Raw genomic sequence first — 26941 nt, forward strand, 5'->3', positions numbered from 1 at the left:
ACTGATATGGCAAAGTCAATCGCATCCCGTGTTCCCGAACTCATCGCGGCTGTCGCGGCGGTGGTCGGACTGGTCGTCTACCTCATCACCTCAACCACCGGCTATCTGGCCGGCAAGGCGATGAACGTGCTGCCCATCGTGTGCACCGTGCTCGCCGTGGTGGCGCTGCTCGCCGCGGTCGCAGTCGGCTCCCGCTTGGGTGAGCTGGCCAACGACGCGCTGCTCATCGCCTCCGAGGTGCTGCTGGTCGTCTCGTTCGCGCTGTTCACGCTGGACCGCGTGAGTCTGGCGGCGGATATCTACTTCATCCCCGTCAACTATCCGGCCAGCGAGCAGACCGCGCTGAACATCTCGCTTGTGGGCGTGGTGGCGTATCTGGTGGCGATCGTGCTGCTGATCGTCAAGGCATTCACCGCCAAGGCCACGAGCGGCACGGCCTCGATCACCATCGAAGACGGCACGGTACCCGCCGTGGCCTGACGCGAACACATAACCGAATAGCACGGAGATTCCTCGACTCCACTTCGTTCCGCTCGGAATGACGAAAGTTGTCCCGAGCGGGGCCTTCCTCCTGTCATCCTGAGCGGAGGCGGAGCCGGAGTCGAAGGATCTCCTTCCCTAACCTCCGTTGGGATTCCTCGACTTCGCTCGGAATGACGAAGGGAATCCCTGCCCGTCCCTCACTACGAAAGACATACGACCATGAAGCATCTTGATTTCAACGCCGACTGGGCCTGGCGGCACCTCGACACCGACGAGCCTCTCGCCCCGGTCACGCTGCCGCATGACGCGATGATCGGCGAAAAGCGGCACGGACTCGCCCCCAGCGGCCTGAATTCGGGCTGGTTCGAGGGACGTGACTACGAATACGTCAAGCGGTTCACGCCTGACGCGAGCCTCGCGGGCCAGACGATGATCCTCGAATTCGAGGGCGTCTACCACAACGCCGAAGTGTGGGTGAACGGCGAACAGGCCATGTTCCGCCCCTACGGCTATACGAACTTCCATGTCGACCTGACCGACCGCGTGCGCGTCGGTGAGGAGAACGAAATCCGCGTCATCGCTCGCAACAGCGACCAGCCCAACAGCCGCTGGTATTCCGGCGCGGGCATCTACCGTCCGGTCGTGCTGTGGACCGCCCCGCGCGAGCATATCGCCCTGGACGGCGTGAGCGTGCGCACCCTATCCATCGACCCCAAAAACGATTCCGCACGCATCGAAATCACCGTGGAAACCACCGCGCCCGGCGAGGTGAGCGTGCGCTGCCAGCCGTTGGGAGAGTCCGACACGGCCGCCGGCTGCGAAGCGGAGTCGACCTGCGCCATGCGGGAATGCCACATGACGCTGGACGTGCCCCAAGCGCGCCTGTGGTCGCCCGATCAGCCGAACCTGTACGCCGCGCACGTGAACTATACCGCCGATTCCGGTGCGACCGACGAACTGGACGTGACCTTCGGCATCCGCACAATCGAGTGGGGCGCGAACGGCTTCCTCATCAACGGCGAGCAGGTGATCCTCCAAGGCGCGTGCGTGCACCACGACAACGGCGTGCTCGGCGCGCGCTGCTACGCGGACGCCGAGGAGCGCAAGGTGGCGCTGATGAAGGCGCAGGGATACAACGCCCTGCGATCCGCGCACAACCCCTGCTCCAAGGCCATGCTCGACGCGTGCGATCGGCAGGGCATGCTGATGATGGACGAATACATCGACCACTGGTACATCCACAAAACCCAGCACGACTATGTGGAGCATTTCGACCAGTGGTGGCGGCAGGATCTCACCGACATGGTGACGAAGGACCGCAACCATCCCAGCGTCATCATGTACTCCACCGGCAACGAGGTGTCGGAGACCGCGCAGAAACGCGGCATCGCGCTCACCCAGGCGATGACCGACCATCTGCATGAGCTCGACCCCACACGCCCCGTGACCTGCGGTGTGAACATCTTCTTCAATTTCCTCAGTTCCGTCGGCTTCGGCCAGTATTCCGACAAGAAGGCCGCCAAGGAGGCCGAGGCCGCCGAAAAGCGGCTCGCCGCCGGTGCCGCGCCCAAGAAGCACAAGGCGGTCGGCTCCGAATTCTTCAACAATATGGCCGGACTGTTCGGCGCGGACTTCATGAAAACCGGCGCGACCCTGCCGTTCTGCGACTGGGTGACGCGCGACGCCTACGCCGCCATGGACATGGCCGGCTACAACTACGGCATCAAACGGTACCGGCATGATCTGGCGAAATATCCCGAACGGCTGATTCTCGGCTCGGAGACCTTCTGCTCGGACGCCTACCAGTTCCGCGAGATGGCGAAGCGCAATCCGCGTCTGATCGGCGACTTTGTGTGGTCCGGTATGGACTACATCGGCGAAACCGGCGTCGGCGCGTGGGAATACGAGGATTATGCGACGCTGAACATCGGATTCGGCTGGCTCACCGCCGGATCGGGCCGTGTGGATCTGACCGGCAAGCCGCTTGGCGAGGCCCTATACACGCGTGTGGCATTGGAAGCCGAGCCGGGCCCCTATCTGGCCGTATGGCCGGTGAACCACACCGGCGACAAGCACTCCCCCAGCGCGTGGAAAATGAGCAACGCCACCGATTCGTGGAGCTGGAACGGCTGCGAGGGGCGCGCCGCGAACGTCGAGGTGTACGCGTGCGCCGCCGAGGTGGCGCTGGTGCTCAACGGACGTGAGGTCGGACGCAAGGCCTTGCGGAACGACTGCATCGCCAAATTCTCGTGCACGTACGAGCCTGGCACGCTCGAAGCGGTGAGCTACGACGCCTCCGGGCGTGAGATCGGCCGCCGCGCGCTGACCAGCGCCTCGGCAGTCACCGAACTGCGCGCCGACGTGGAATACGCGGGGCGCGAGCTGACCTTCGTGCGCGTGCGCTACACCGACGAGCACGGCATCGCCAAACCGCTTGAGCGCGGCACCCTGCGCGCCTCCGTCACCGGCGGGGAGCTGCTCGGCTTCGGCTGCGCCGCACCCTTCAACAAAGGCAGCTTCGTCACCGGCAAAACCGGAACCTACTACGGCGAGGCGCTGGCCGTGGTGCGCGGTGGACGTGCCGACCATACGGACGGAACGCCGGTCGTCCTCACCGTGACCGACGGCACCCACACCGCCGAACTCACCATCGCAGGCGCATAAGAAAGGACCCATCATGTCGGTGCATGAATCGACCGATTCCCAGCAGAAAGCCGCCGTGCGTCCGGCCAACCCGCTCGCCGCATGGTGGGAGCGGTTCGGCGCGAAGCACAAGCTCATCGCGCAATTCGTGATGTTCTACGCGTTCTCGATGTTCGTCACCGTGCTGCAATACGTGATGCTCACCTTCCTGCCCGGCCTGTTCTACCGGTTCACCGACTGGTGCGAGATCCCCGCGCAGCTCATCCACCTGCGGCTCGGCCCGGTCGACACCTACGTGTTCGACTATCCGGTGACCGGCGACGAAACCGGCGGCATGGGGTATTTCGCGGCATTCGCGATCACGCTGTTCATCGCGCAATGCGTGAATTTCCCGATGCAACGCAACATCACCTTCAAATCGAAGGGCAACGTGTGGTACCAGATCGCCTGGTATGTGGTGGCGTTCGTGCTCATCACCATCGTGTGCGGCTTCCTGATGGGCCTGTACGTGCCGTTGTGCCGGCGGTTCTTCTCGCCCGCCGTCTACAACATCCTCATCACCGTGATCAACGGCGGCGTGCAGATGGTCATCTACTTCCCCATCTACAAAATCATCTTCCCCGAAGGCGAAGCGAAAGGCGGCGCTTAGGCGAAGCGAATCTTTCCAGCGGCCTCCTGCTTTTTGAGGAACGCCATGATCTCCGGCGTCATCTTGTCTTTGGGCCAGCGGTCCAGAAAGACGGTGCCGACTCCGCCGCTGAAGTCGTACTCTCCCCGTTCGATTTTTTGCCCTTCGCTTTCAAAATCGAACACATGAGCGTTTGGATCACCTGTCATTGCTATCAGCTCCTTAAATCTCCGCCATATACGATGGCAATCCGAGTTCTTGTAAAAACTTCTTCGTCGCCCAGTTGACGTGGTACAGCACGCGCAAGGGATTGCCTCCTGCATCCTTACTTGATGATACGTCCAGAGCGATCATTTCCACCAGTTTCCCTTCGGGGTTATAGCCTACGGCGATAAGTTTTTCCTCATCGTCCTGTCGCAGCTGGGAATAGAACTGATTGCGCCAGGCGTGCCTAGCATGTTTTGGATCAAGATGATGCGCTCGTCCTTCGATCAGTCTCTGATGCAACGCGAAATTTGGACTGGTATCCGTATGCGTTCCCATAGTTACTCCTCGTATTGCGCGTACTCCTTGGTTCCGATGCATCTACGTTAAAACTGTATTTTCGGCATCGTCAAGCCTGATCGACGTATGTGAATACAGAGACAGAATTTGGCGTGTTGTGGATAACTTGTGGATAACTTGTGGATAACTTTTCGTTTTCCACAGGTGCTGGTGGCCTCCAGTCAGGGGATGACGGAAGGGTTTGTTCCGTGACGATGGGCGTTTGGGAGTGGATTTCGAGTTTGGTGTGCGAAATCGGCTCTGTCTGGCGAACCGGACACACCAAACTCAATTTCGTTTTGTCGGAGACGGGATTCAACGAGAAAGGGACGCCCTTGGCGGGGCGTCCCTGGTGCAATGAGAGGAGAAGGATGGTTACTGCTTGTCGGCGGAGTCGGCGTCGCCTGACTGGACGGTGATCGTCGCCTGCTTGCGGCGGCGCAGGATGCTGATCGTGGCGGCGGCGCACAGGGCCACCACGCCGATCGTCACCACGCCGTCAAGCGCGTACACTCCCCAACGCCACAGCGGCGTCACCTTGACGATGGTGGAGTTGGCGGACAGGCCGTTCATCGCGTTCGAGCGGGACAGCGCGTAGCTGATGTTCTTCGCGGCGCGCTGCATGTTGGCCACCACGCCGTCGGTCATCTCGGCGTCCGACAGCTTCCACAGCTCGTTGTCGGTGTTGAGCCACAGATCAGTTCCGGCCTCCAAGCCCTCGCGCAGATCCTCGTAGGCGAACACCGAATACGAGGCCTGGTCGGTGACCACGAAGCCCTGGAATCCCCACTCGTCGCGCAGCGTGTTGGTCATCAGGCCCTTGTGGCCGCCGGTCCAACGCGAGCCGATGCGGTTCATCGAGGCCATCATCGCGGAGGCGCCGCCCTCGCGCACCGACATCTCGAACGGCTTCAGGTACAGCTGGCGCACGGTCTGCTCGTTGGCGAACACCGCCAGGCCCATACGGTTGGTCTCCTGGTCGTTGAGCGCGAAATGCTTCACCGTGGAGACCACGCCCTTCGAGGCCGCTCCGGCCACGACCTGCGCGCACAGATCGCCCGAAAGGAACGAATCCTCGGAGAAGTATTCGAACGCGCGGCCGCCGTAGGGAGAACGGTGGATGTTGCAGGCCGGTCCGTACCACACGGCCACGCCGAGGGCGATGCTGTCCTCGCCGATGGCGGCGCCGAAACGTTCGGCCAGATCGGCGTTCCAAGTCGCGGCGATCACCACTTCGGGCGGGTATCCCATGCCGTTTTCGCCGCCGACCAGCGTGGAGGAGATGCCGGCGGGGCCGTCCTTATCCACCGTGGCCGGAAGCTGGGTGGAGTCCACCGACTTGGTGGCGTAGCCGCCGACGCGCACCAGCTCGTCGAGCTCGTCGACGCTCATCTGCTCGATCAGGGCGTCCCAAGCCTCGTCGTCATAGTCGGTGTCCATCAGCATGGACACGTTGAGCTCCCCGTAGGAGGAATTCTGCGTATCGGTGACCGGCTCGGACTCCGGTTCGGTGGTGGTCGTGTCGACGGCCAGCGCGTCCACGAACTCCTGCGGCGCGGTCCAAGTGCCGTCGGCGTACGTGTCGGGCCAGGTGCCGGTCCAATCGGAGCGGCTCAGGTAGGTGAAGGAGTCGTCGTAGGTGGTGAGATCCACGTCCTCGAACTGGTTGGTGATCTCGTTGCCCGTGGCCGCGGAGGTGGCGTACGTGCGGTTGTCCTGCGTGTGCACGGTGGTTTTCGCTGCGAACGAGGCGTCGCCTTCGGCATCCATGCCGTCGTCCACGCCGTAGCCCTTGGCCGCCAGAATGTTGTTCAGCGCCTCATGCACGTCGCTGCCGGCCGCGAAGTAGTAGTCGCCCGCGTCGACGATGTAGGTGCCTTCGCCCTCGGCGTCGTAGACCTTCATCGACTCCTTGTCGACATGCACGGTGACGGTTTCGCTTTCGCCGGGTTCGATTTTGCCGGTTTTGGCATAGCCGACCAGTTCGGCCGAGGCCTTCTCGATGCCGTTGTCCTTGTCGTAGTCCGTGTAGGGCGACTGCATGTAGACCTGCACCACATCCTTGCCGGCCACGTCACCGGTGTTCGCGACCGTCACGGACACGTCGAAGCCGTCGTCGGTCTCGTCCATCTCATAGTCGCTCCACTCGAAGTCGGTGTAGCTCAGGCCGTAGCCGAACGGGTACGCCACCTGCGTGGTGTAGTCGTAGTTCGCGGCGTCCTCGTTGCCGAGCACCACATCCTCATAGCGGGTCTCGTAGTAGCGGTAGCCCACGTAGATGCTTTCGGCGTAGGCCATGTAGCTGCTGGTGAAGCGATCGGCGCCATTGGCGATGGCGTAGGATCCGGAGTTCGCCATGGACGGCGCCGAGGCCAGGTCGGTCGCATAGGTGTCGGGCAGATGTCCGGAGGGATTCACGGTGCCGTTGAGCACCTCGCCCACCGCCGTGGCGCCGGTCTGGCCGAGCGCGCCGATCCACAGCACCGCGTCGACGCCGTCGCTTTCCAAGGCTTCCAGCTCCATCGGGTTCTGCGTGTTCAGCAGCACCACCACGGTGTCGAAATGTTCGGCGGCCATCTCAAGCATCGCGCGCTCGTCGTCATCCAACTGCAGGTAGGTGTAGCCCGACGCCAGAGGTTCGGAGGGCAGATCCTGGCTTTCGCTGCCGGAGCGGCCGATCACCACCACGGCGGCGTCGTCATACGAGGAGAAGGAGTCCATCACCTCATCCGTATACACGTCGACCGGCACCTCGTTCACCGCGAACTCGCCCTCGCCGTAAGCGTCGGTGGCGGTTTTGCGGTAGTCCTTGCCCGCGCCGTTCTCATAGAAATCGACCAGCGTCTGGTTCACCTCGAAACCGGCGTCCTCGAAGGACTGCAACAGCGTCCCCGCCAAGGAGGTGTCGATGGAGCCGGCGCCGCCGCCTCCGTACACCGTGTCGACGGAGTTCTGGCCCAGAACGGAGATCCTCGCACCGGTGGCCAGCGGCAGCGCGTCGTTCTCGTTCTTCAGCAGCGTCGCGCCCTCACGCGTGATATCCGTGCCGATCTCCCCCAGCGCGGCCTCGCGCTCCTCGTCGGAGGTGTAATCCGACGTGAAATGTTCGGTGGTCTCATCCTCCGCCGACACCACTTTGGAGGTCGGCTGGTTGAAATACACCGAGATCAGATCCGAGTATTTGTTGGCGTACACATTGCCGATGGCCGTGGCCACCGCCAGAATGACCGCGATGACGATCATGCCTATGGAAACCGGCAACGGCATCGGTTTCTTGCCTGTGCGCTGCGAATCGTTCATGATTCACTCCTTGCTCTCATAGCGTCTTCCTTCATTGGAAGCGGGTGGTGCCATCGTAAAAAATCCGGTCGCGGGCGAGCGCCGCTTTGTCGCGAACAACCGATTTTGGGCGTGAACACCCCGTGCGGACCGGCGCGTGCGGGGAACGGACGCTACGATGGTGGGGGTGGCACAGGGCCATACCAAAGGAGGTGAGCGGGCATGCTGGAGGCCATGCGCATCGCCATCGCGGACGATGAGACGCGGATGCGCGAGACCCTGCGCGACTATTGCCGGCGGTATGGGGACGAGCATGCGCTGGAGCTGGATGTCGACGATTTTCCAAGCGGGGACGCGCTGCTGTCCGACTACCAGCGCGGGCGCTACGACATGCTGCTGTTGGATGTGGAGATGCCCGGTGCCGACGGACTGGACACCGCCCGCCGGATCCGCGCGCTGGACGAGGATGTGACCATCGTGTTCGTCACCAACATGGCGCAGTACGCGATTAACGGATATGAAGTGGCGGCCGCGGACTATGTGCTCAAACCGCTGTCGTACTACGATTTCGCGCTGAAGTTCACCAAGGCGAGGCGTCTGGCGCACGGCCGCGCCGACGCCGTGGTCGCCATCGACACCGTCGACGGCATGCGCTCGGTGTCGGTGGGTGACATCCATTACGTCGAGGTGCTCGACCATTATCTGCTGTTCCATATGGTCGAAGGCGTGCACAAGGCGCGGGGCAGCATCAACGGGCAGGCGGAGGCGTTGGCGCCGCACGGCTTCTACCGCATCCACAAAAGCTTCCTCGTCAATCTGCGGCATATCGACACCCTCACCGCATCGACCGTCACCTGCGCCGGCGCGACGCTTCCGGTCGGCAGAACCTACAAGGCCGGACTGATGCAGGCCTATCTCACGGCGATGAGCGGCAGGCCGCTATGAGTGGTCTGTTCCCTTGGAATCTGGACACCGTGTGCACGTTCTTCAGCGCGTTCCGCTTCGTGTTCACCGTATTGGCCGCCGTGTGGATCTTCTCGCGCGGCGTGCCGAAACGACGCTGGTATCGGGGCCGTCTGGCCGTCTGTCTGCTGCTGGGCGTCGGGCTGTCCGTGATCCAGCCGATCGGGTTGGCCGCCACCTCCGACGGAGGTTGGGGCGGCGTCAGTCCGTTCCTGTTCGCGCGCGTCTGGATCTTCCTGACGTTCCTGTGGGCGCTGCTCGTCGTGGTCTGCTGCCGCGACATCTCCTGGACGAATGCGATGTCGCGCTGGCTGCTGGGCGTATGCGTGGAGCGGTTCGTCACCGCCTTCGTGCACAACTGGCTGTTCGTGGTGCTGCTGCCGCAGTTCAGCGACCGGCATCCGCTGGCCTATATGGCTATCTGCGTGGTCATCTACGCGTTGTTCCTCGCATTGGCCGCCCGGTTCATCGCGCCGGTGTTCGAACGCGACATCATTCCCTCCGGTCAGGAGGATTGGCGTCTGTGCGCGCTGTATGTGGTGAACTACACCATACTCAGCGCCATCTCCGGCATATCGATGAGCGTCAATGAGCGGTATGTGCCGAATCTGCTCGCGCGCATCGGCCCAGACGAGGGATTGGACGTCATCCAGCGGTTCAGCGCCACCACCGCCGGCGTGATCGCCATCGTCATCCTCGTGTTCCAATACACGATCTACCGCACCGCCGCGCTGCAGCAGGAAAGCGCCATGCTCAATCTGCTGGCCGAGCAGAAGACGAGGCAGTACCGCACGCTCACCGAGAACATCGACTTCATCAACCACAAAACGCACGACCTCAAACATCAGGTGGCGGCGCTGGAATTCGCCGGCGACGAGCGGCGCAGGCAGATGGTGCGCGAGGCGCAGCAGGCGCTGAATCTGTACGATTCGATCGCCAATACCGGCAACGAGGCGTTGGACACGCTGATTACCGAACGGAATTTCTTCTGCACGCAGCATGGGGTGCGCCTCTCCTGCATGCTCGGCGGCTGCGATTGGGAGGCGATCGACGTGGTGGACCTGTACACCATGCTCGGCAACGCGTTGGATAACGCCATCGACTATGTGATGCGGTTCGACGACCCCGACAAGCGCGTGGTGTCGGCCAGCGCGCGTCAGCACGGCGATCTTATCGTCATCTCCGTCGACAACCATTTCGAAGGGACCGTCGAGATGAGGGGCGGCCTGCCGGTCACCACCAAGGCCGATGCCGCCTCGCATGGTCTCGGTCTCAAAAGCATCCGCCATATCGCCCGTCGGTACGGCGGCGACATCCTGGTCACCGCCGATCCGCCGGTGTTCACCGTCCAGATCTCCCTTGTCGCCTCGCGGTCGTGAATCCGCCGTTGCGGACTGGGTTGTTCGGCTTCGTCTGTGATGATGAGGAGCATACAGGCCGGGTTCTCGAGTTTGGTGTGGCGGGGTGTCGAGCCGGATTCGGGTAGAACGATTGATTCTCGAGTTTGGTGTGGGAAATTGGCTTCGTCCGGCGAATCCGACACACCAAACTCAATCTCGTTCTGTTTGAGGCGACGTGAAACCGTGGTTGGTGTGGTTGGCTTTGGTCGTCGGTCAGTGCTGACGCGAACACGGTATTGTGGAGGGAGGGTGAACGACGCGTGCGAGGGAGCGGAGGCCGGGATGTTCAGAGTCGCTGTGGTCGAGGACGAGGATGATGCCGCCGACAAGCTGCTTGCCTGCCTGCGCGGCTACGCCGACAAGCATGACGGAATCGCGTTCGATACGGCGGTGTTCGAGGACCCGGTCGGGTTTCTGAAAACGCTGAGGGCCGGCGAGTGGGACATCGTGTTCATGGATATCGAGATGCCCAATATGGACGGCATGGAAGGCGCGCATCGCTTCCGTGAGATCGACCATGACGCGGTGCTGATTTTCGTGACCAATATGGCCCAGTTCGCGGCGCAAGGCTATGAGGTGGACGCGTTGAGCTACATCCTCAAACCCTTCTCACCGGCCGATGTGGACCGTAAAATCGCCCGCGCCGTCCAGCTGCGCAACCGCGACGCGGAGTCGGTTCTTGTGGCGCATCGCGGCGGCACGCAGCGTCTGCTGTTGCGCGACATCGCCTATATCGAGGTGCAGCGGCATACGCTGCACTATCACATCGCCAACGGCGTGGTGGATGGGGTTGGCAGTATGAGCGAGGCCGAGGATGCGCTGTCGCGGCACGGCTTCCTACGGTGCGGCAAGGCGTTTCTGGTGAATATCCGGCATATCGCCGCGGTCGCCGGCAATGAGATCACGCTGGTGAACGGTGAAACGTTGCCGATCGGACGCGCGTACCGTAGGTCCTTCCTTGAGGCGATGGCGGCCGTGGCTGGGAGGGAGGCGGGCGATGCCAAGGCTTGAGTTGGCGGCGTACATCGCGTTGCGTTTCGTCGACGGATTCATCTTCGAACTGATTGTCGCCGCTGTTGTGGTGGCGTGGTGGCTGCCCCGACGTGAGCGATTCGTTATGCGTGCGGCGGTGTCGCTGGCTTGCATCGTCACATTGACCGTGTTGACGTATCTGGCGTTGATGCCGATTCGGGATTTCGGTATGGAAATGGTCACTATGCTACGCTTCGTCGCGCTTTATGCGTGCGCCTATATCGGATTGCTGTGGTGCTGGTCGATCACCGTGTCGCAGGCGTTGTTCTACTTGGTGGCCATGTTGGCGTTGCAGCATTTTGTGTATTGCGGAAGCCGCATCATGGCGGTGGCGTTGACTCCATTGATCGGCGATGCGAACACATGGCCCGGCGCGCTGACTTGGCTGGCTTCGTCCTCGATGCTGGTCGCGATCGGATACGTGTGCTTTGGCCGGCCGTTGGTCCGGCGACCTCCCGACCATGTGGGCGTGCGGATCGTGACGGTGTTCTTGGGATTGCTGTTGTGCATCAACGTCGTTTCCGTGCTGTTCGACAGTCTGTCGGCGGCGTTGGTGGCGGATTATCCGCCCGTGCTGGAGATTCTGATGCTGTTGATGAGATTCTTCGTCTGTGTGTTCGTCATGGTGGTGTTGGTGGAGTTGGTGAACCGGCGAAGCGCCGAACGTGACAGCGAGGCGCTGCGCCGGATGATGCATCAGCAGAAAACGCAGTTGGAAAACGATCGTGAGACCATCGACCTGATCAATGTCAAAACGCATGATCTTAAAAAGCAGCTGGCGTCATTGGGCGGAAGCCTTTCGCGGGAGCAGATCAGCGAGCTCAGCGCCTTGGCCGGCATCTATGATTCCGCGGTACGGACGGGAAACGAACCGCTGGATGTGCTGTTGGCGGGCAAATCGCTGATTATGGAGCAGCGGGGTATCCGATTCGAACGCATCATCGATGGGGAGGCGTTGTCGTTCATGCGGCCCGCCGACATCTACGCGCTGTTCGGCAACGCGTTGGACAACGCGATCGAAGCGGTGGGACGCATCGACAATCCGGACCGACGCGTCATCGAAATGACCGTGCGCAAGAGCAGGGGCATGCTGGTGGTGCATGTCGAAAATCCCTATGAGGACGTGCTTGAATTCGACGACGGCCTTCCCCGCACCACAACGGGAGACAGTCGATACCACGGGTTCGGCACCAAGTCGATGCGCATGCTGGCCGAGCAATACGGTGGGGCCATGACGGTGAATGCCTCCGACGGCGTGTTCGTATTGGACATGCTGTTGCCGATGCCCGATGTCGTTCGTGCCTCCAAATCGCTGAATCTTGCGTGAACGGACCAAAAAGATCTCTTTTTCGCGAAGCTGGGTATCACGAGTTCGCCGACGACGGCGATTCGTAGAACAGAGAACACGAAAAGGAACCACTCATGGGCGAGAAGAACAAGACGGCTTTGGTCGTGCGCATCGTCAAAACCGTGATCTCCGTGGCCGTGGCCGCGGTGATCATCGTGGCGATGGTGATGATCAATCCGCAGCTGAGCACCAACAAACTCATCTCCAGCTTGATGGGCTACAACCATCAAAGCGTCGACAACGGCAATGCCGACACCAGCGGTGTGAACACGGAGTACTACACCGCCGACTACACGCAGGACAACATCCGCGCGGCGGAGGACGATCTCTACGACCGCATCGCCGAAGACGGCACCGTGCTGCTGAAGAACGACAACGACACACTGCCGATGTCCACCGACACCACATTCAGCTTCTTCAGCGCCAACAGTGTGGACGGCTCGTCGCTGACCAAGGGATATCTGGGAGTCCAGGAAACCGTGACCCTCAAGGACGCGTTCACCGCCGCCGGATTCGGCGTCAACGAGACGCTGTGGAACTACTACGAGTCCGGCGCGGGCGCCGACTACGGCTTGGCGTCCGGCTCCATCAACTATGGCGACGCCGAGGACTTCCGCATCAACGAGGCGCCGCTGTCCGCCCTCGAAAGCGAAAGCGGACTGCTGGAATCCGTCGAGGGAACCACTCCGGTCTACGTGCTCAACCGTGTGGTGGGCGAAGGCCGTGACATGCCCCGCTCGATGTACAACCACGCCGACAGCCAGGAGGACAAGGAGAAGAGCTACATCGAGCTCGACTCCACCGAAGAGGAGATCCTGCAATACCTCAACGACAACTACGACAACGTGATCCTGCTGGTCAAGTCCAGCGCGGGCATGGAGCTCGGCTGGGTGGAGCAGTATCCCAGCATCCACGCCATCGTGTATTCGCAGGACGTCACCAACGCGTTGGCCAAGGTGTTCTCCGGCGAGGTGAACCCCTCCGGCAAGACGGTCGATACCTTCGCCGCCGACGCGCTCGCTTCGCCGGCCGCCCAGAACTTCGGCAGCTTCCAGTATGTCGACGAGGACGGCAACCTCACCAAGTACAACTATGTGGACTACGCCGAGGGCATCTACGTGGGCTACAAGTATTACGAGACCCGCTATGAGGACAAGGTGCTGGGCCAGGGCAACGCCGGCGACTACGACTACGCCGCCGAGGTCGTGTATCCCTTCGGCTACGGCCTGAGCTACACCGATTTCGAGTGGACCGACTTCGCGGTGTCCAACGACGGCGATGAGTTCACCGCCACCGTGACCGTGACCAACACCGGTGACGTGGCCGGCAAGGACGTGGTGGAACTCTATGCGCAGAGCCCCTACACCGACTATGACAAGGCCAACGCCGTGGAGAAGGCGTCCGTGAGCCTGGTCGGCTTCGGTAAAACCGCGGAACTCCAGCCCGGTGAAAGCGAAACCGTGGAGATCACCTTCGCCAAGGACCAGCTCAAGTCGTACGACTACACCACCGCGAAAACCTACATCCTCGACGCTGGAGAATACCGTTTCACCGCCGCGACCGACGCGAACGCCGCGGTGAACAATATTCTGGCCGACAAGGGCATGACCGTGGCCGACGGCATGACCGCCGAAGGCGACGCCGCTCTGGTCTCCAGCTGGACTCCCCAGAACACGGAGGTCGACACCACCACCTTCGCCACCGACACTGAAACCGGCGTTGAAATCACCAACCTGTTCGATGACGCCTCCGATCCGGAGGTCACCTATCTGACCCGTTCCGACTGGACCGGCACGTTCCCGCAACGTTACGGCGAGGCTTCGGATGAGATCAACACCTGGGGCAACGAGATCAACTGCACGGACGCAGACGGCAACAACGCCTCCTGCACGTGGGTCAAACCCGCCAGCGACGAGCTGATCGCCCAGTTGGACAGCACCGATTCCGGCACCGACGTGGATCGCGACTCAATCACGGACACCCCGACCTTCGGCGCGAACAATGGTCTGACGGTCGCTGACATGCGCGGACTCGACTACGACGACGCCCAGTGGGACGACCTGCTCGACCAGCTCACCAAGGACGACTACACCCAGCTGATTTACTTCTCCGGCTATGGCGTGGACTACATCAGCTCGGTCCAGAAGCCCTTCCAGACCGACGCCGACGCCGCCAACGGCTGGTTCTACGGCGGCACCGGCAAGGGATATCCCAGCATCATGATGCTCGCGCAGACCTGGAACGCCGATCTGGCCGAGGAGCTCGGCGAGATGATGGGCAACGAGGCGCTGCTGGGCGGTGCGGACGGATGGTACGCGCCGGCGATGAACATCCACCGCACCCCTTTCTCCGGCCGTAACGGCGAATACTATTCCGAGGATCCCTTCATGTCCGGCATGATGGCCTCGTTGGAGGTCAAGGGCGCGGCGAGCAAGGGCGTCTACTCCTACATCAAGCATTTCGCGCTCAACGATCAGGAGAACCACCGCGGCGACCGTCCGGGCAATTATTCCGTGACCACCTGGTCGAACGAGCAGGCGATCCGCGAGATGTACGTCAAGCCCTTCGAGATGTGCATGAAGCTCGGCGACCAGGAGATCAACTACGTCAAACAGAACGCGGACGGCACCTATGAGAACGCCACCGCCGAGGTTCCGGTCTCCATGGCGCTGATGACCTCCTTCAACCGCGTCGGCGCGACGTGGGCGGGCGGCAACCACTCGCTGATCCAGGAGCTGGTGCGTGACGAATGGGGCTTCAACGGCCTGATCATCACGGACAATGCGAACACCGGCGTGTTCATGAGCCCCTACCAGATGCTGGAGGCCGGAGCGGATATCAAGTTACTCAACGTCTCGGAGGACCCCTCCGGCGAGGAGCTCGACCTGAACGATTCCGCGACCTACCATTACGCCCGTCAGGCCATGCACCACCTGCTGTACACCGTGGCGAACACGAAGTGCATGAACGGCGCGATGCCAGGTGCCAAGTTCACCTTCTACAACCAGATGAAGGTGATGCAGGTCGCCTTCAACACGGTGTGCGGCGTGCTGCTCGCCCTGCTGGCCTTCTTCTCCGTGTGGCGCTGGCTGCCGTGGACGATCCGCCGCGTCGCCGCCCGCAAACAGCGCCGCGCCGATCGTAGGGCCGCGAAGAAGGAGGCCAAAGCCAACAACCAGTAAATAAACGTCTCTCCTGTTTCTCTGCAAGGGGTGGAGCGCCCACAAGGCGCCCGCCCCCTTTGCATCATATTTAGTGGATAGGTTCCCTCATCCTGAATGGAACTTATCCCGTCATCCCGAGCGGAGTCGAGGAATCTCGTTCGCGGAGATCCTTCGACTCCGCTCCGCTGCGCTCAGGATGACGCATGGGAGGCTTTGCTTCGCTGAAAGTGTCGGCGGTAAAGCCGGCTGTGGTTTCAATAACTTCAGTGTACTGAAGTTATATCGATACAAGATAGCTAAAACTTCAGTATGCTGAAGTTTTGATCTGCGGCCACTGACGGCAGCACGGCGGTAACCATGTGCGCTGAGATGTAAGGGGCGGCCGCTCACTCGGCATAACGCGTGGAAATCGCCCAATCGCCGCATATAATGCGAACATGCCGACAATCGCGGGTCGGCGGCGGAGCGGAGAGGAGCGCCTGTGATCACCATCGCGATCGTGGATGACGAGGCCGCCGACGCCGCGCAGACCACGGAACTCGTGGACCGGTACTACGAGCATGACTCCTCGCGCTACGCCATCACGCGCTACGCCGACGGCGAGTCCTTCCTCAACCAATACTCGGCGCAATTTGACGTGATCTTCCTGGACGTCGACATGCCCGGCATGGACGGCATGGAGGTCGCGACGCGCCTGCGCGAACTCGACGCGCATGTGGTGCTGGTCTTCACCACGAAAGTGGTGCGCTACGCCGCCACCGGCTATGACGTGGACGCCATCGGCTACCTGCTCAAACCGTTGAAATACTTTCCCTTCGCGCTCAAAATGCGAAAAATCGAGGAACTGGTCGCCCAACGACGGAACGTGACCGTCACCCTCTCCATCGAAGGCGAAACGCACTTCCTCTCATCGCATGATATTCAGTACGTGGAGGTTATGCGCCACGAGGTGACCTACCACACGGCCGACGGCGCATGGAAGGTGTGGAGCAGTCTCAAAGAGGCGACGGAATCGCTCGCCGAGGCGAACTTCGCGCCCTGCAACCGTTACTGCCTGGTCAACCTTGAATGGGTCAAAGCCGTGGTCGGCGACGAGGTGATCGTCGGCGGGAACAGACTGCCCATCAGTCGAGCGAAGAAGAAACCCCTCATGCAGGCGCTCGCCGACTATTACGGAGGGCGGGGATGACGCTGTTCCCATTCGCGTATTTTTACCCGTTCATCGTCGAGCTGTTATGTGCGACGGCGCTGTTCTCCACGCATTTCGCATGGCGTCGTTCCTGGCGGCTGGTGCTGATTCCGGTGGCGGTATGCGTATGCGCTCCCGCTTTCACGCTGTTTTTGACGGGGTTGAACGGCGGCGCAAGCTGGAGATCCGACCGGATAGCGTTGTATCACGCTCTATGCGCGGTTGTGGTCATCGCACTGATCCGTTGCTGCACGCGCGCCTCTTGGCTGGAATCGTCGATCGCCGTCGTGCTCGGCTATGCCGTGCAGCACATGGCCTCCGATGTGGCGACGTTGGTATGGCTCGCCTGTGGGTACGACATCTACGAGGGGTACTACTCGGGGCATGGAATGCAGCGTCTCGCCATATATGCGGTGCTGTATTGCATGGTCTACCTGTGTGTGGGGCGGCATTCCCGCATCGACCATGAGAAGATTCGCAGCGGCGCCATGTGGATCATCGCCGGTGTCGCCGTGTTGATATTGGTGATTGTGGCGCATCTGGCGCTGATTCGGCAGCTTCCGGAATCGGCGCAGGCGGTCGGTTATTTCTATGATTTGTTATGTACGATGCTGAGTTTGTGCATGCTGCTGCTGGTTTCCGCCAATGACAGGCTTTCGACCGACCTGGCCCTGCTTAGGCAGGCGGATCGGCTGAAACAGGAGCATTATGAACTGACCCGCGAGACCATCGACCTGATCAATATCAAATGCCATGATTTCCGCAAATCGGTGGCCACATTGTATGCGGAGAACGGCGCACCGCCATCGGCGGACGCCGTGCGCAAAGTGGAGGACAGCCTGCGCGTGTACGACGCGATCTTCCAAACCGGCAGCGATTCGCTGGATGTGATTCTCACCGAGAAAAGCCTGTATTGCTCCGCGCATGGCATCACGCTCGACTGCATGGCCGACGGCCGTGATTTGGGGTTTCTCGACGATGCGGACCTCTACTCCCTGTTCGGCAACATTCTCGACAACGCCATCGAAGCGGTGCGGCAATTGGACGATGGGGACCGGCGCGTGATCGACATGACGGTGAAAACGGTCGGCGGCCTGCTCACCATCGAAGAGCGGAACTTCTATCGGGGAACGCTGTCGTTCCAAGACGGGCTGCCCGTCACCACCAAAGAAGACCGGCGGTACCACGGTTTCGGCATGCGTTCCATCGTCAACCAGGTGCGCCAGCATCACGGTGAGATGAACGTGCGGGCGGATGATGGCGTGTTTTCGCTGACGATCGTCATCCCCCTGCCCTGATCGTTCGGACGGAACGTCTTTCTGCGAACTGTTCGTGCGTGATTGCCCGCAGCTCGTGCGTTCTTCCAAGTGGCGCGCCTGCGTTTTTCCATACACTGACGCCAAGCGTGATCGTACCGCAATGTTGCGGTCGCGCTGGAATCAGTCGGCAAGGACGCTGATGCCACGATAGAAGGAGAACGAACATGGCAAAAAACAAGGTTCGAAAGAAGATGTCCAACAAGGTGTTCCTCGCCTTGTGGATTCCACTGGTGGTGATTCTCACCGCCGTCACGCTGGTGGCCAACGTCGCCATTGGCGCGTTCCACAGCACAATCGAGAATTTTATGGGCGGCGGCACGTATACCGCGGAAAATGCCAGCGACCAGCAGGACTGGGACACCACCTACTATGAGCAGGAGTACGACTCCATCGAAGAGGCGATGGCCGCCTCGACCGGCACCATCAACATCATCGCCGAAGAAGGCATGGTGCTGTTGAAGAACGACGGCAGCCTGCCGTTGGAGCCGACCAAGGTCACGCTGCTGGGCCGCGGTGCCGCCGATCCAATCTACGGCGGCACCGGCTCCGGACACACGCAAACCGATGAGGTCATCGACATCAAAACGTCGCTGGAAGACGCCGGCTATGAGGTCAATCCCACGCCGTACGCGCAGCTTGCCCAGTACGCCGAGGAACATTCCACGGAGAACGGCGGCCGCATCAGCATATCGTTCCTGCCCGGCGAGGACAATTCCACGTACTACATCGGCGAAATGCCGGTGGACCAGTACTCCCAGGAATCTTTGGATTCGTTCGATGAGTACGCCGGTGCCGGCATCGTGGTGATCGGTCGCGTGGGCGGCGAAGGCGGCGATCTGCCCCGCGATATGGAGGGCTGGGATGAGAACTATGTCGACGGGCAGCATATTCTCGAACTCAACCAGGACGAGAAGGATCAGATCGCCCTTGCCAAGCAGCATTTCGACAAGGTGGTCGTGCTGGTGAACGCCTCCACGTCGCTGGAACTCGGCGAATTGGAGGATGATCCGGAGATCAACGCGATCGTGCAGACCGGCGCCCCGGGTGCCACCGGTTTCAGCGCCATCGGTAAAATCCTGTCCGGCGAAGTGAATCCGTCCGGCCACACCGTCGACCTGTTCGCCGCGGACTTCACCCAGGATCCGACGTTCGTGAATTTCGGCAACAATGAGTATGCGAACGACTCCGAGGACGCCAAGGGCTACTTCGTCAACTATGAGGAAGGCATCTATTACGGCTACCGTTATTACGAAACGGCCGCCGAAGAAGGATTCATCGATTATGATGCGGCCGTCGTGTACCCGTTCGGATACGGCCTGAGCTACACCACCTTCGACTGGGAAGTGGTGGGCCAGGAGCTCGGTGACGTGGACGGCGACATCGAATTGCAGGTCAAGGTGACCAACACCGGCGATATGGCGGGCAAGGACGTGGTGCAGATGTACTACACCGCCCCGTACATCACCGGCGGCATCGAGAAATCGCATGTGGTGCTGGGCGATTTCGTCAAAACCGACGAACTCGCGCCGGGCGAATCGCAGACCATCACGCTGTCCATGCCGGTGGAGCAGATGGCCTCCTATGATTTCGTTGACGCCCAGGCGTACGTGATGGACGCCGGCACTTACGAAATCAAGCTGCAGACCGATTCACACAACCTCAAGGACGGTGTGGACGTCATCGATTACAATCTCGCCGATACGGTCGTGTTCAGCGACGGACGCGATAGCGACGACACCGCCGCGACCAACCAGTTCGACGACGTGTCCGAACCGTTCCTGGACGGCAGCAAAACCACGCTCTCGCGAGCCGATTTCGCCGGCACCTTCCCGCAGACGCCCGACGAAGCGGATATGACGGCTTCCGAAGAGACGCTCGCCGCCATGCAGCCGTATGACGCGACCGCCGAAAACGCGGGAGTCGAAGCTGAGATGCCGACGACCGGCGCGGATAACGATGTGCGGTTCTCATCGCTTCGCGGACTTGATTACGACGATGAGCTGTGGGACACGTTCCTCGACCAGCTCACCGTGGAGGAAATGTCCGAACTGGTGCTCGACGGCGCATACCGCACGAACGGCATCGAACGCCTCGGAAAGCCGGGCGCGGTCGATTACGACGGTCCCGCCGGCTTCAGCTCCTTCATCAACACCAGCGTGTATGGATCCGCATTCCCCACGGCGGTGCTGATCGGACAGACGTGGAGTGAGGAGCTCGCCCATGAGCTCGGCAACGCGGCCGGTGACGAGGCCATGGCGTTGGGCATCAACGGCTGGTATGCGCCCGCGGTCAACATCCACCGTTCGCCGTTCGCCGGCCGCAACTTCGAATACTATTCGGAGGACCCGGTGCTATCCGGCGTGCTGGCCACCTCGGTCGTCGAGGGTGCGGGCGAAAAGGGCGTATATACCTACACCAAGCATTTCGCGCTCAACGACCAGGAGACCAACCGCGATCAGAACGGCCTGTTCACGTGGGCGAACGAGCAGACGATCCGCGAGATCTATCTCAAGCCCTTCGAAATCGTGGTCAAGACCAGCCAAATCGAAGTGCCCTATCTGACCGAGGATGGCGAACGCCAGACCACAACGGTGGGCGCGCTGGGCATCATGAGCTCGTTCAACCGTCTCGGCAACACATGGAGCGGCGGCTCGTCCGCGCTGCTGAACAACGTGTTGCGCGCGGAGTGGGGCTTCGAAGGCACCGTCGTGACGGATATGGCGGCGGTCAGCGCCTACATGTCCCCCGATTGGGGCATCGCGGGCGGTTCGGACCTGCAACTGTCGTGGATGACGATGAAGCCGATCACGGATTCCACCAGCGCCATCGCGGTCGAACGTCTGCGCACGGCTTCGCACAATATCCTCTACACCGCCGTGAACTCCAATCTGATGAACGGATATGCTCCCGGTGCCTCGATGAAGTATCATCCGGCTTTGTGGGAGACCATGGTGAAGGTCGTGACGGGCGTGATGGTGCTGCTTATCGCAGCCTCGATCGCATGGATGGTGATTCGCGTGCGTCGCAATCGCAAGCCCAAAGCGGTGCTGAGCGTGACGTCCACCGGGGCGGACGAGCCGCTCGGCGGGGCGGATGCTCCGAACCAATCGGCCGAATAAGGAGGCGCTCGTCATCTAATCACATACGTTTCTCTCGCATTGCATAACGAAAGCGGGGATGCCTTGCCGGCATCCCCGTTTCTTCAATACGAGCGATGCGTTCCGCCATTCTTGGACTGACGGCGCGCCGCAATCAAACGCGACTACTCGGCTACTCGGCGCGGGCGATGGCCTGCTCGTAGTCGCGCGTGCCGCGCAGTAAGTAAACGTGTTCTCCCGTTGCTCTGTAGGGGTGTTCACAAGGTGACCGCCCCTTTTCGTTATCCATCAGTGGGGCTTCTGTCTTTTTACCGCCAATGGCGGTAAAAAATGGCGGTAATCATGTGCGTTGAGACGCGAGTGGGGGCTTCCGTCATTCCTGCCGAAAGCCCCCACTCGCGAATCATGTGGCGCGGCGATCCGCCGCCGTCAAACGCGACTACTTGGCTATTCGGCGCGGGCGATGGCCTGCTCGTAGTCGCGCGTGCCCTTGAAGACCTCCTTGAGCCAGGGGTTGACGCCCTGCTTCTTTGCGCGCACCAGAATGTAGGTGAGCGCGGCGATATTGGCGACCAGCGCGACGATCGAAACCGCGAGGTTCACGTTCGGGTCGTTCACGGACTGGGTGGAGAACACGGAATAATCCTGGAACATCGGGAACACCTGCGCGAACATGCACCACATGGCGAGCGTGTTGGCGCGGTTCTGGATCCATCCGCCCTTGTTCCACAGCGCGTTCGCCACGGTGGGCGCGAGCAGCAGCGCCAGGCCGCAATACCAGGCGTGGGTGGGCAGGCAGTTGTAGGTGTAGCAGAAGTTCCACAGATCGTAGGCGACGATGAACACCCAGGTCATGTCGGGCCAGAGCATATCCTGCTTCTTCTTGCTCACGTAGATGCCGAACCAGCCGGTCATGCAGGCGATGTTGATGAGGCCTGCGACGCCGTTGAACACGTTGTGCCAGCCGCCCATCAGAGTCACGCCTTCGGTGGAGACCCAGGTGGTGCCCCATGCGCGGATGGCGGACTCGAAGTCGGAGACGACGGCGATGAGGATGTTGATGGCCACGATCACGAACGGGAAGCATTTGAACCATTCGGATTTGCCGATGCTGCCCCATTTGTATTTGAGGGCCATGAAGCCGATGCAGCCGGCGGTGGCCGCATAGAGCTTGGCGTAGTGGAACCAGCTGGTCATATGCACGTAGGTCGGGTTGGTCAGCGCCCACTCGGCGCCGGCCGCGGCGGCTACGTAGATGGTGATGAAGTAGACGGTGAGAATCGCCGGAATCACCACGAAAGCGACGATGCCTCCGGTTTTGGTGCGGCGGGCCAGTTCGTTGGCACCGAGCAGACAGCAGAACACGAGGATCCAGCCGATCCATTGGAACACGGCGTTGTCGCCGTAGACCTGGAACAACATAGTGTTGACCTTTCTTCAATCTCTAGGGTTCCCGCCCATCGTCGGGCGGGCGTTGGCAGCTTGTCGGCAATATGGTGTTGACGTGCTGTCAATTCCTGACGCACAGCAGTATATCCTTGTGTTGACGATGTGTCAAAATCGTTGTCGCGGCGGTTCGGGCGGTTCGGTTGTGGCGATAGGCTGGCAGCGGCGCATGGCATGTGCCATGCAGGACCCCATGCGGAGCATCCGCCATCTCAAGGAGCAGTCATGATCGAAGGTTTTAAGAAATTCATCGCCCGCGGCAATATGATCGACATGGCGGTCGGCGTGGTCATGGGCGGCGCGGTGACCACTGTGGTCAACGCCATCGTCGACAGCCTGATCAACCCGCTGATCGCCATGATCTTCGGCAAACCCAATATGGACGGCCTGCTGGCCTTCACCTTCAACAACGCCACCATCTCGTTCGGCGCGGTGTTGGGCGCGGCGCTCAACTTCCTGATCATCGCCGTGGCCGTCTACTTCTTCGTGCTCGTGCCGATCAATAAGATCCGCGACATGTCCGCGGCGATGCTCGCCTCCAAGAAAGCCGCCGGCGACAGCGAAGCGGCTGAGGAGCAGCAGAAAACTCTGAGCCCTGAAGAGCAGACCGTGATCCTGCTTGAGCAGATTCGCGACCAGCTGGCCGCCGCCCCAAAACCGCAGAGGTGAGGTTGAGGGCTGGGGCTGAAGTTGAGGACGCGGAGTCCGGTTGAATTGCGTCTAACTGCGTTACGGGTAGTGGATTCAGGCCTCCGCAAAACTCAATCTGCGTTAGCGGTAGTGGCCTTATGGCCTACCGCCGAGTATGTGTGGCGGAATATCAACGACGATAGCGGCTATGACGCTGATACGGCACTACCGGTAACGCAGATAGACGTTCGCAGGAGCCTGAATCCACTACCAGTAACGCAGATATCTCTCTGCCTGATCACTTGGGGAGGCGTTGGACCGGAAACCATGGCTCAGTCATGTCTACAGATGTCTACTGAATGCACGTCAAGGCATTCCGGCCGTTACCGAGACATTCGTGTGGGAAAACGGAAAACCCGCAGAATCGTTGAGATTCTGCGGGTTTGCACTGTGCTGCGAGTGGAGCTAGCCGGGTTCGAACCGGCGACCCTCTGCTTGCAAAGCAGATGCGCTACCAGCTGCGCTATAGCCCCGTATATTGGCCGGAGCCGCAGCACATAGAGAAAAAAAGAGCGGCCGAAAAGCCGCTGCAGTTTTTCTGTGGGCCCGGGAGGACTTGAACCTCCGACCTCATCCTTATCAGGGATGCGCTCTAACCACCTGAGCTACGGGCCCGTTTTTCGCGCACTTCAAAAGCGCACAAGAAGCTAGGATACCAGTCGAGATGGATATGTCAAGCGAGTCGTGTCGCGTCGTGTCGTGGCGCGTGTCGGACATGCCAGACGGATCGGATGGGTCATTCAGGCTGTGGGCGAAGCGGGCAAGTTGATCGGTAGAACCGAAACGGGTGGTCCGGCAAATATGTGGATTGGGGGCAATATGATGGGCGGGCGTATGACGCGGGATAAGTCGGACAAGGTCTGAAGCCGCCGAATAACCGTGCGTATGCTGTGAGGCGGTGTGATTGGGTTGAAGGACAATAGGGATATGACTTTGAACATAGATGGGCTGGAAATCGAAGTGACCAGGAAATCCATCAAAAACATGTATGTGAGGGTCCGCCCGCCGGACGGGCGCGTGACCATATCCGCGCCATACCGCATGCCGCAGCGGCAAATCGAGGATTTTGTCCGGCAGCATCGCCCGTGGGTCGATCGCCAACGGCGAAAGATCATCGACGCGCACAGGGAGGGGTTGGCTCGGATCGGTGCGTTGCCGGATGCCTCCCGCGACCCGGCGGCAGGCAAATCCGCAATGTCTGGGGGAACTGGCGTTCCATCCCAGCGCCAATCCGTCGAAGATGGCGAACGCCCCACCGATTCCGCCTCGATATGGACCGAGCAAAGACGGCGTGAAGCTGCGGCCGTCATCGAATCGGCGTTGCCCGCGCTGCTTTCCCATTGGGGGCCGATTATCGGACGCACTCCCACCCATGTCACCCTGCGTCTGATGACGTCGCGCTGGGGGTCATGCACACCGAGCACCGGGCGCATCCGCCTCAACCTGCAGTTGGGACTGATGGAGCCGCGGTTTTTGGAGTACGTGTTGGTGCATGAGATGACGCATCTGTGGGCGCGCGGGCATGGCGCGGAATTTCAGCGGAGGATGGGCGAGTATCTGCCCAATTGGCGACGAATCAGGCGCGAGCTCAACCGCCAGGCGATTGTCTGACCTGCAACGAGTTGGCACTCGGGATGACGGAGAAAAGGAAAGGCCTCCCGTCCAAGTTCGCAAGAGGATGGGAGGCCTGTGATGTCCGCGAAGTTCGCGAAGTCCGCGAATCGCCCGCTTACGCGAGGTGCGAACGCATGAACCACTGGAACTTCTCAAGCTCCTGCACGTGGTCCTGGATGATGTTGGAGGAGACGAGATCCAGCTCGTCGAGCTCGGCGATGGCCTTGCGGTCGTCGGCGATGAAGGCGTCGTAGTAGTCGATCAGCGCCTTGAGGTAATCCTCGGTGGAATTGCGGCCGCCGAGGTCGAAGGCCTTCCACGTACGGTTGCGGGTGATGGCGTCGGCGCGGCCATCCGGCGTTCCGCCCAGCGTGGCGATACGTTCGGCGGTCTCGTCGGCCTGGGCCAGCACGGCCTCCACTTCGGGGTCGAGCATCTCATGCACGGCGATGAAGTTCGGTCCGGTCACGTTCCAGTGGGCGTGCTTCAGGACGAGCGCGGCCTCCTGCTCCTGGCTGAGCCTGTTCTGCAGGATGGCGATGGCCTTTTCCGAAGCGGCCTCATCGAGTCCGGGAACCACGAATGCAAGTGTCATAATGACTTCCTTTCTTTCCTCGTGGGAATGGTAGTACCGATTCTACGGCCATCGACCCGTCGATGCGCGGACCGGCGGCGAAATGAGAGGAAACTCACTTGCCGTGTTCGTCGCGCTTGCGCACCTCGATGGTTTCGATGCGGCGGCCGTCCACTTTGGTCACCACCATGTCGTAGCCGTCGTCGGAGTGCAGCACATCGCCCTCCTCGCCCATCTTGCCGGTGTGCGCGAGCATATAGCCCGCCACCGTCTCGTACGGCCCGTCCTCCAGCTCGATGCCGGTGAGATCCTCGAAGTCCTCCAACGTGGTGCCGCCCTCGATGGTGGCCACGCCGTCGACGAAAGCCTTACGGTTCTGCCTCTCGCCGCCCTTCTCGTCGGGAAGGTCGTATTCGTCGCGGATGTCGCCCACCAGCTCCTCGGTCATGTCCTCCAGCGTGACGATGCCGTCGGTGCCGCCGTACTCGTCGATGACGACGGCCAGATGGATGCCACGCTTGCGCAGCAGCTCCAGGCTGGGCAGCAGGCGTGAGGTTCCGGGCAGGGAGATGCCTTCGCGGGTCACGTCGCGCACCAGCGTGGCGTTCGGGTCGCGCACGTCGAGCAGGTCGCGCACGTGCACGAAGCCGACCACATCATCGAAATCCTTGCCGGTGACCGGATAACGCGAATAGGGCTGGTCGCGCACGAACGCGGCGGCCTGCTCGATCGGCTGGTCGGCCTCGATGAACACCACGTCGGCGCGTGGGCGCATCACCTCGGCCACGATGGTTTCGGACGCGTCGAATACGTCGTCGAGGATCGTGCGTTCGTCCTTGCTCAGCGAGCTGTTCGAGTTGACGAGCACGCGCAGCTCCTCGTCGGAGACCTCGGATTCGGTTTCGTTCGGGTCGAAGCCCAGCAGGCGCACGATGCCGTTGGTGTTTTTGCCGATCAGCCAGATGATGGGCTTGCATACGGTGGCGAACGCGTCGATCGCCGGCACCACGGCACGGGAGATCGACTCCGCCTTCTGCATGGCGATGCGCTTGGGCACCATCTCGGAGATGACGATGGAGCAGTACGAGATCACCAGCGTGAGCACCACGGTGACCAAAGGGCTCGCGACCGCGCTCGGCACGCCCCAGCCGGTGAGGACCGGCACGATGAACGGCGCGATCGACGAGGCGCCGAACGAGGCGGACAGGAAGCCGGACAGCGTCACGCCGATCTGCACGGTGGACAGGAAGGTGTTCGGATCGCGGGCGATTTTCGCCACGCGCGCGCCGCGGGCGTCCTCTTGCTCCATCTGCTCGATCTGCGAGCCTCGCAGGGAGACCAGCGCCAGTTCAGTACCGGCGAACACGGCGCCAATCAGGAGGAAAACGAATATCAGTACGATGTTCAATCCAAGTGACATGCCTCCACACTAGGGCGTGGGCACGTCATTGCGCTGCGGGCTTCAAACAAGTTAATGTAACGCAATCACACTGAGGCCTAGGTATAGGGCAGTTCTCGAGAAGCCATA

At 61.2% G+C, this 26941-nt stretch carries 19 protein-coding genes and 2 tRNA genes; 13 read left to right on the forward strand and 8 right to left on the reverse strand.

Going from position 1 to position 26941, the window contains the following annotated elements; translation table 11 throughout:
- Positions 1-6 precede the first annotated feature (6 nt).
- The 3 genes from BL8807_RS04135 (at position 7) to BL8807_RS04145 (ending at position 3775) form a co-directional block, all read left to right on the forward strand.
- The gene (locus BL8807_RS04135) at positions 7-480 is read left to right on the forward strand and encodes a hypothetical protein (RefSeq protein ID WP_072724408.1); all 474 of its coding nucleotides are present in this window, start codon (positions 7-9) and stop codon (positions 478-480) included.
- Between the two features lie 222 nt (positions 481-702).
- Positions 703-3147, forward strand: a complete 2445-nt coding sequence (locus BL8807_RS04140) for a glycoside hydrolase family 2 TIM barrel-domain containing protein (RefSeq protein ID WP_072724406.1) — start codon at positions 703-705, stop codon at positions 3145-3147.
- 13 nt (positions 3148-3160) lie between these two features.
- Positions 3161-3775 (forward strand): hypothetical protein, encoded by a 615-nt coding sequence (locus BL8807_RS04145; RefSeq protein WP_072724404.1) that lies wholly within the window; start codon positions 3161-3163, stop codon positions 3773-3775.
- Here BL8807_RS04145 and BL8807_RS04150 read toward each other — a convergent pair.
- The 3 genes from BL8807_RS04150 to BL8807_RS04160 all read right to left on the reverse strand — a co-directional run bounded on the left by BL8807_RS04150 (position 3772) and on the right by BL8807_RS04160 (position 7597).
- The gene (locus tag BL8807_RS04150) at positions 3772-3963 is read right to left on the reverse strand and encodes a hypothetical protein (RefSeq protein WP_072724402.1); all 192 of its coding nucleotides are present in this window, start codon (positions 3961-3963) and stop codon (positions 3772-3774) included. The genes BL8807_RS04145 and BL8807_RS04150 overlap by 4 nt on opposite strands.
- Positions 3964-3976: 13 nt before the next feature.
- A complete protein-coding gene (locus BL8807_RS04155; RefSeq protein WP_072724400.1) occupies positions 3977-4297 on the reverse strand; it encodes a hypothetical protein in 321 nt (106 codons plus the stop codon).
- A 375-nt stretch (positions 4298-4672) separates the two neighbouring features.
- Positions 4673-7597, reverse strand: coding sequence for a glycoside hydrolase family 3 C-terminal domain-containing protein (locus tag BL8807_RS04160; protein ID WP_083570132.1), 2925 nt, complete (start codon positions 7595-7597; stop codon positions 4673-4675).
- A gap of 201 nt (positions 7598-7798) precedes the next feature.
- Here BL8807_RS04160 and BL8807_RS04165 point away from each other — a divergent pair, with 201 nt between their 5' ends.
- The 8 genes from BL8807_RS04165 (at position 7799) to BL8807_RS04200 (ending at position 21110) form a co-directional block, all read left to right on the forward strand.
- Positions 7799-8521 (forward strand): LytR/AlgR family response regulator transcription factor, encoded by a 723-nt coding sequence (locus BL8807_RS04165; protein ID WP_226847475.1) that lies wholly within the window; start codon positions 7799-7801, stop codon positions 8519-8521.
- On the forward strand, positions 8518-9918 hold the full coding sequence (locus tag BL8807_RS04170) for a GHKL domain-containing protein (RefSeq protein ID WP_072724396.1): 1401 nt from the start codon (positions 8518-8520) through the stop codon (positions 9916-9918). The genes BL8807_RS04165 and BL8807_RS04170 overlap by 4 nt, the downstream gene beginning before the upstream one ends.
- 303 nt (positions 9919-10221) lie before the next feature.
- Entirely contained in the window at positions 10222-10950 is a 729-nt protein-coding gene (locus tag BL8807_RS04175) for a LytR/AlgR family response regulator transcription factor (RefSeq protein WP_072724496.1), read from the forward strand.
- On the forward strand, positions 10937-12298 hold the full coding sequence (locus BL8807_RS04180; protein ID WP_072724394.1) for a sensor histidine kinase: 1362 nt from the start codon (positions 10937-10939) through the stop codon (positions 12296-12298). The genes BL8807_RS04175 and BL8807_RS04180 overlap by 14 nt, the downstream gene beginning before the upstream one ends.
- A gap of 95 nt (positions 12299-12393) precedes the next feature.
- Positions 12394-15501 carry a glycoside hydrolase family 3 N-terminal domain-containing protein gene (locus tag BL8807_RS04185; protein WP_072724392.1) on the forward strand — a complete coding sequence of 1036 codons (3108 nt, stop codon included), beginning with the start codon at positions 12394-12396 and terminating at the stop codon, positions 15499-15501.
- 463 nt (positions 15502-15964) lie between these two features.
- Positions 15965-16672 carry a LytR/AlgR family response regulator transcription factor gene (locus BL8807_RS04190; protein ID WP_072724390.1) on the forward strand — a complete coding sequence of 236 codons (708 nt, stop codon included), beginning with the start codon at positions 15965-15967 and terminating at the stop codon, positions 16670-16672.
- Positions 16669-17970, forward strand: a complete 1302-nt coding sequence (locus tag BL8807_RS04195) for a sensor histidine kinase (protein ID WP_072724387.1) — start codon at positions 16669-16671, stop codon at positions 17968-17970. Before BL8807_RS04190 ends, BL8807_RS04195 begins: the two co-directional genes overlap by 4 nt.
- A gap of 185 nt (positions 17971-18155) precedes the next feature.
- The gene (locus BL8807_RS04200) at positions 18156-21110 is read left to right on the forward strand and encodes a glycoside hydrolase family 3 N-terminal domain-containing protein (protein WP_072724385.1); all 2955 of its coding nucleotides are present in this window, start codon (positions 18156-18158) and stop codon (positions 21108-21110) included.
- Between the two features lie 426 nt (positions 21111-21536).
- On the opposite strand, the gene BL8807_RS04205 is transcribed toward BL8807_RS04200, so the two are convergent.
- Complete coding sequence (locus BL8807_RS04205; protein ID WP_072724383.1) at positions 21537-22511, reverse strand: DUF5692 family protein; 975 nt, start codon at positions 22509-22511, stop codon at positions 21537-21539.
- Between the two features lie 249 nt (positions 22512-22760).
- Between BL8807_RS04205 and mscL the strand changes: the two genes are divergently transcribed.
- On the forward strand, positions 22761-23204 hold the full coding sequence (gene mscL, locus BL8807_RS04210) for a large conductance mechanosensitive channel protein MscL (RefSeq protein WP_072724381.1): 444 nt from the start codon (positions 22761-22763) through the stop codon (positions 23202-23204).
- Positions 23205-23625: 421 nt separating this feature from the next.
- Here mscL and BL8807_RS04215 read toward each other — a convergent pair.
- Both BL8807_RS04215 and BL8807_RS04220 read right to left on the reverse strand, forming a co-directional pair.
- Positions 23626-23698 (reverse strand) — tRNA-Ala (locus tag BL8807_RS04215).
- Between the two features lie 68 nt (positions 23699-23766).
- Positions 23767-23840 (reverse strand) — tRNA-Ile (locus tag BL8807_RS04220).
- A gap of 312 nt (positions 23841-24152) precedes the next feature.
- On the opposite strand from BL8807_RS04220, the gene BL8807_RS04225 reads away from it, so the two are divergent.
- The gene (locus BL8807_RS04225) at positions 24153-24836 is read left to right on the forward strand and encodes a M48 family metallopeptidase (RefSeq protein WP_226847477.1); all 684 of its coding nucleotides are present in this window, start codon (positions 24153-24155) and stop codon (positions 24834-24836) included.
- A 118-nt stretch (positions 24837-24954) separates the two neighbouring features.
- Here BL8807_RS04225 and BL8807_RS04230 read toward each other — a convergent pair whose 3' ends face one another.
- Together BL8807_RS04230 and BL8807_RS04235 are read right to left on the reverse strand one after the other, a co-directional pair.
- Positions 24955-25434, reverse strand: coding sequence for a Dps family protein (locus tag BL8807_RS04230; RefSeq protein ID WP_072724379.1), 480 nt, complete (start codon positions 25432-25434; stop codon positions 24955-24957).
- A 94-nt stretch (positions 25435-25528) separates the two neighbouring features.
- Entirely contained in the window at positions 25529-26833 is a 1305-nt protein-coding gene (locus tag BL8807_RS04235; RefSeq protein ID WP_072724378.1) for a hemolysin family protein, read from the reverse strand.
- Positions 26834-26941 lie beyond the last annotated feature (108 nt).

The organism is Bifidobacterium lemurum (assembly GCF_014898175.1).
Lineage (GTDB): Bacteria > Actinomycetota > Actinomycetes > Actinomycetales > Bifidobacteriaceae > Bifidobacterium > Bifidobacterium lemurum.

Coding starts and splice junctions, on each gene's coding strand:
- BL8807_RS04170 (WP_072724396.1), top strand. CDS start 8,518: ATGAGTGGTCTGTTCCCTTGGAATCTGGACACCGTGTGCACGTTCTTC.
- BL8807_RS04180 (WP_072724394.1), top strand. CDS start 10,937: ATGCCAAGGCTTGAGTTGGCGGCGTACATCGCGTTGCGTTTCGTCGAC.
- BL8807_RS04200 (WP_072724385.1), top strand. CDS start 18,156: ATGGCAAAAAACAAGGTTCGAAAGAAGATGTCCAACAAGGTGTTCCTC.
- BL8807_RS04235 (WP_072724378.1), bottom strand. CDS start 26,833: ATGTCACTTGGATTGAACATCGTACTGATATTCGTTTTCCTCCTGATT.
- BL8807_RS04205 (WP_072724383.1), bottom strand. CDS start 22,511: ATGTTGTTCCAGGTCTACGGCGACAACGCCGTGTTCCAATGGATCGGC.
- mscL (WP_072724381.1), top strand. CDS start 22,761: ATGATCGAAGGTTTTAAGAAATTCATCGCCCGCGGCAATATGATCGAC.
- BL8807_RS04140 (WP_072724406.1), top strand. CDS start 703: ATGAAGCATCTTGATTTCAACGCCGACTGGGCCTGGCGGCACCTCGAC.
- BL8807_RS04195 (WP_072724387.1), top strand. CDS start 16,669: ATGACGCTGTTCCCATTCGCGTATTTTTACCCGTTCATCGTCGAGCTG.
- BL8807_RS04230 (WP_072724379.1), bottom strand. CDS start 25,434: ATGACACTTGCATTCGTGGTTCCCGGACTCGATGAGGCCGCTTCGGAA.
- BL8807_RS04145 (WP_072724404.1), top strand. CDS start 3,161: ATGTCGGTGCATGAATCGACCGATTCCCAGCAGAAAGCCGCCGTGCGT.
- BL8807_RS04155 (WP_072724400.1), bottom strand. CDS start 4,297: ATGGGAACGCATACGGATACCAGTCCAAATTTCGCGTTGCATCAGAGA.
- BL8807_RS04175 (WP_072724496.1), top strand. CDS start 10,222: ATGTTCAGAGTCGCTGTGGTCGAGGACGAGGATGATGCCGCCGACAAG.
- BL8807_RS04135 (WP_072724408.1), top strand. CDS start 7: ATGGCAAAGTCAATCGCATCCCGTGTTCCCGAACTCATCGCGGCTGTC.
- BL8807_RS04150 (WP_072724402.1), bottom strand. CDS start 3,963: ATGACAGGTGATCCAAACGCTCATGTGTTCGATTTTGAAAGCGAAGGG.
- BL8807_RS04185 (WP_072724392.1), top strand. CDS start 12,394: ATGGGCGAGAAGAACAAGACGGCTTTGGTCGTGCGCATCGTCAAAACC.
- BL8807_RS04160 (WP_083570132.1), bottom strand. CDS start 7,597: ATGAACGATTCGCAGCGCACAGGCAAGAAACCGATGCCGTTGCCGGTT.
- BL8807_RS04225 (WP_226847477.1), top strand. CDS start 24,153: ATGACTTTGAACATAGATGGGCTGGAAATCGAAGTGACCAGGAAATCC.
- BL8807_RS04165 (WP_226847475.1), top strand. CDS start 7,799: ATGCTGGAGGCCATGCGCATCGCCATCGCGGACGATGAGACGCGGATG.